The sequence below is a fragment of the Skermanella sp. genome (assembly GCF_059503625.1).
In genome coordinates, this window is record NZ_JCACHA010000178.1 from 1 (window position 1) to 3,538 (window position 3,538).

Consider the following 3,538-nt stretch of genomic DNA (forward strand, 5'->3'; position numbering starts at 1 on the left):
TTGTCGGCGGATCAGTCGGCCAGCTCGATCCGGTAGTCCTCGATCACGGTATTGGCGAGCAGCTTCTGGCACATGGATTCGACTGCCTTCTGTGCTGCGGCGCGGTCGGTTTCGGCCAGATCCAGCTCGATGAATTTTCCCTGACGGACATCGTCGACGCCGTCGAACCCAAGCGATTGCAGGGCATGCCCGATCGCCTTGCCCTGAGGATCGAGAACGCCGCGCTTCAGGGTGACGTGAACCTTTGCCTTCATGATGGGATCGCCCTTGGAACTGCTTTGGTGGAACTGCTTAGGTTGGAACTGCTTCGAAAGCCGACCGCCTGGATCGAACCGTCAGGGCGCCGGCTTCGGGGTGTTGAACGTGTCGACGCCACCCTCGGGCAGGATGCCCAGGCGGCGGGCCACTTCCTGGTAGGCTTCCTCGACCCGCCCGAGGTCTTCGCGGAAGCGGTCCTTGTCCAGCTTCTGGTTCGTCTTGACGTCCCAGAGCCGGCAGTTGTCCGGGCTGATCTCGTCGGCCAGGACGATCCGCATCTCGTCGTTTTCCCAAAGCCGGCCGAACTCCACCTTGAAGTCCACCAGCTTCAGCCCGATGCCCAGGAACAGGCCCGAAAGGTAGTCGTTGATCCGCAGCGACAGGGCCATCATGTCGTCCAGATCCTGGGGGGTGGCCCAGCCGAACGCCGTGATGTGCTCCTCCGAGACGATGGGATCGTTCAACTCGTCGGACTTGTAATAATATTCCATGATGGAGCGGGGAAGCTGGGTGCCTTCCGGGATGCCGAACCGCTTCGACAGCGATCCGGCGGCCACGTTGCGGACGACCAGTTCGATCGGAATGATCTCGACCTCGCGGACGAGCTGCTCGCGCATGTTGAGGCGGCGCACGAAATGCGTCGGGACGCCAATTTCACCCAGCTTGGTCATCAGGTATTCGGAGATCCGATTGTTGAGGACTCCCTTGCCCGTGATGATCCCATGCTTCTGGTTATGGAAGGCGGTCGCGTCGTCCTTGAAATACTGAACCAGAGTGCCAGGTTCCGGCCCTTCGAACAGGACCTTGGCCTTGCCCTCGTAGATCCGCCTGCGTCGCGTCATGGTGGGCTTCCGAAGTGGCAGGACCGGATTATACGGACCGGTCCAGGTAATATGGTTGCTGATATAGCAAGCAACTATGTTTAGCACAATGGAGCCGGCTTGCGCAGGCCCTTGCGTGCTGCGGCTGAAAGCAATAGCGGCTCACTCCAGATCGACTTCCATCCATGGAGTTTCGTCCGGCCGCCCCGGACAGAACCGGAATACGGGCTTCATTTCCGGAAACTCCGCGCTGGGGAGCGCCAGCGTCGTGCTGCTGCTGGTGCCGAATCCGGTCGGCGTCACTACGCACATGGCGCCGCGGGGTCCGGCGTCGCCGTCCCAGATCCTGCTGCCCAGCAGCTTTTCCCAAGCGCTCCAGTCACCTTTTTCCGGATCGGGAGCCGGCGCATGGGCGAACAGCGGCCGGTAGAACCTGATGCGGGCGCTCGAGTCGTCGTTGAGGTCGTTGGCCGTCACCATCGACAGACCCTCGGGAATGGGGTGAGCCTCGATCCGCTTGGCCCCCTCGCGCAGCGTCAGCCAGAAGGCGTCGCGGTTGTCGGCGACGACGAGGTTGAACGGACGATAGGCGGCGGGGTCGAGGTGGACCATCGCCCGCGCCGCATCCGCCGCATCGGGATAGTCGAGCGCGTCCAGCACCAGTTCGCCCCGGCTGCGCTTGCCGTCCTCCGGTCCAAGCGTTCCCATGCGGTTCAGCACGACGGCAACCACGCCGGTATCGTTGAGCGCCAGCCAGCTTCCGCCGGCAAGTTCGTCGATCCCGCCGATCACGTCGGGCCGGTCTTCCCAATGACGTGCCGGCGGCTTCCAGGGCCGGCCTGCCATTTCGTCGCGGTTGCCGCCCAGGATCAGCGGATATGTCGCGCCCGGCTGGCGTAGAATGACGATTGAGCACATGGTCGTCCCCTCGCTTTGTCATTATGTAGTCTATAGAGCGGCCATAGCGATATGGTTCTCATAATCGATGGACCGCCTGCTGGTTCCAGGCCCACCGGAGGAGCAAGGTCGAATGACCACCTTTGAAGAGCGCGAGAGAGCATTCGAAAACAAGTTCAGCCATGAACAGGAAGTCCTGTTCAAGATCCAGGTCCGCCGGGCGAGGCTGCTGGGATTGTGGGCCGCCGAGCAGATGAAGTTCGGGGAAGCGGAGACGGCGGCCTATGCACGTTCGATCGTCGATGCCGACTTCGAAGAGGCCGGCAGCGCCGACATCGTCCGCCGCGTCTGCGCCGACCTGGAACAACACGGCATCGATATCAGCCGCCACCGCGTGGAAAAGGAAGCCGAGCTGCTGCTGGCCGTAGCCCACGACCAGATCGTGAAGGAATAGACGTCCCCAGGCCGGGCGGGTCGGTGTCTCCCCGCCCGGCCTGGTTCCGTTCAGGCCGTCACTCGCCGAAGACGCGCTTGAACACCGTATCGACATGCTTGGTGTGGTACGCCATGTTGAACAGCGCCGCCAGGGCGTCGGCATCCAGGTGCTGGGTCACGTCCGGATCGTTCTGAAGGTTCTGAAGGAAGCTGCCGCCTTCGCGCCACACGGCCATAGCATTGCGCTGGACCGCGACATAGGCGCCCTCGCGGCTCATGCCCGCCTGGGTCAGCGCCAGCAGCACCCGCTGGGAGAACACCAGCCCGCCCAGATCGTCCAGGTTCTTCTGCATCCGCTCGGGATAGACAACCAGCTTTTCCATCATGCCGATGGTCCGCGCCAGGGCGAAGTCCAGGGCGATGGTGGCGTCGGGCGCCATGACGCGCTCGACTGAGGAGTGCGAGATATCCCTCTCGTGCCACAGCGCCACGTTTTCCAGCGCCGGGGTGACCGCCGCGCGGACCAGCCGGGCAAGGCCGGTCAGGTTTTCCGACAGGACCGGATTGCGCTTGTGCGGCATTGCCGACGAGCCCTTCTGGCCGGGTGAGAAGAATTCCTCGGCCTCCCGGACCTCGGTCCGCTGAAGGTGGCGGATCTCGACCGCAAGGTTCTCGATCGACGACGCGATCACGCCCAGCGTGGCGAAGAACATCGCATGCCGGTCGCGCGGGATGACCTGGGTCGAGACCGGCTCGATCTTCAGCCCCAGCTTGTCGGCGACGTGCTGTTCGACATAGGGGTCGATATTGGCGAAGGTGCCGACGGCGCCGGAGATGGCACAGGTGGCGATCTCCGTGCGGGCCGCGACCAGACGCTCACGGTTGCGGGCAAAGGCGGCATAGTGCCCGGCCAGCTTGAGGCCGAAGGTCGTCGGTTCGGCATGGATGCCGTGGCTGCGGCCGATGGTCGGCGTATTCTTGTGCTCGATCGCACGGCGCTTCAAGGCGGCCAGCAGCGCGTCGATATCGGCCAGCAGCAGGTCCGCCGCCTGGGCCATCTGGACGGCGAGCGTCGTATCCAGGACGTCCGACGACGTCATGCCCTGATGGACGAAGCGGGCATCGGG

5 protein-coding genes are annotated in these 3,538 nt (G+C 63.7%); 1 reads left to right on the top strand and 4 read right to left on the bottom strand.

What is annotated here, in order from left to right; all coding sequences use genetic code 11:
• Nucleotides 1-11: 11 nt before the first annotated feature.
• The 3 genes from purS to AC5JJ6_RS04700 all read right to left on the bottom strand — a co-directional run bounded on the left by purS (nt 12) and on the right by AC5JJ6_RS04700 (nt 1,997).
• A complete protein-coding gene (gene purS / locus AC5JJ6_RS04690) occupies nt 12-254 on the bottom strand; it encodes a phosphoribosylformylglycinamidine synthase subunit PurS (protein WP_044431293.1) in 243 nt (80 codons plus the stop codon).
• An 81-nt stretch (nt 255-335) separates the two neighbouring features.
• Nucleotides 336-1,100: a phosphoribosylaminoimidazolesuccinocarboxamide synthase gene (gene purC, locus AC5JJ6_RS04695; RefSeq protein ID WP_044431295.1), complete on the bottom strand. Its 765-nt coding sequence runs from the start codon at nt 1,098-1,100 to the stop codon at nt 336-338.
• A 141-nt stretch (nt 1,101-1,241) separates the two neighbouring features.
• Entirely contained in the window at nt 1,242-1,997 is a 756-nt protein-coding gene (locus tag AC5JJ6_RS04700) for an NRDE family protein (protein WP_496040932.1), read from the bottom strand.
• A 112-nt stretch (nt 1,998-2,109) separates the two neighbouring features.
• On the opposite strand from AC5JJ6_RS04700, the gene AC5JJ6_RS04705 reads away from it, so the two are divergent.
• Complete coding sequence (locus AC5JJ6_RS04705; protein WP_496040933.1) at nt 2,110-2,430, top strand: DUF1476 domain-containing protein; 321 nt, start codon at nt 2,110-2,112, stop codon at nt 2,428-2,430.
• A 58-nt stretch (nt 2,431-2,488) separates the two neighbouring features.
• On the opposite strand, the gene purB is transcribed toward AC5JJ6_RS04705, so the two are convergent.
• A partial coding sequence (gene purB / locus AC5JJ6_RS04710; RefSeq protein ID WP_496040934.1) for an adenylosuccinate lyase occupies nt 2,489-3,538 on the bottom strand: 1,050 nt, incomplete at its 5' end.

Coding starts and splice junctions, on each gene's coding strand:
- purC (WP_044431295.1), bottom strand. CDS start 1,100: ATGACGCGACGCAGGCGGATCTACGAGGGCAAGGCCAAGGTCCTGTTC.
- AC5JJ6_RS04700 (WP_496040932.1), bottom strand. CDS start 1,997: ATGTGCTCAATCGTCATTCTACGCCAGCCGGGCGCGACATATCCGCTG.
- purS (WP_044431293.1), bottom strand. CDS start 254: ATGAAGGCAAAGGTTCACGTCACCCTGAAGCGCGGCGTTCTCGATCCT.
- AC5JJ6_RS04705 (WP_496040933.1), top strand. CDS start 2,110: ATGACCACCTTTGAAGAGCGCGAGAGAGCATTCGAAAACAAGTTCAGC.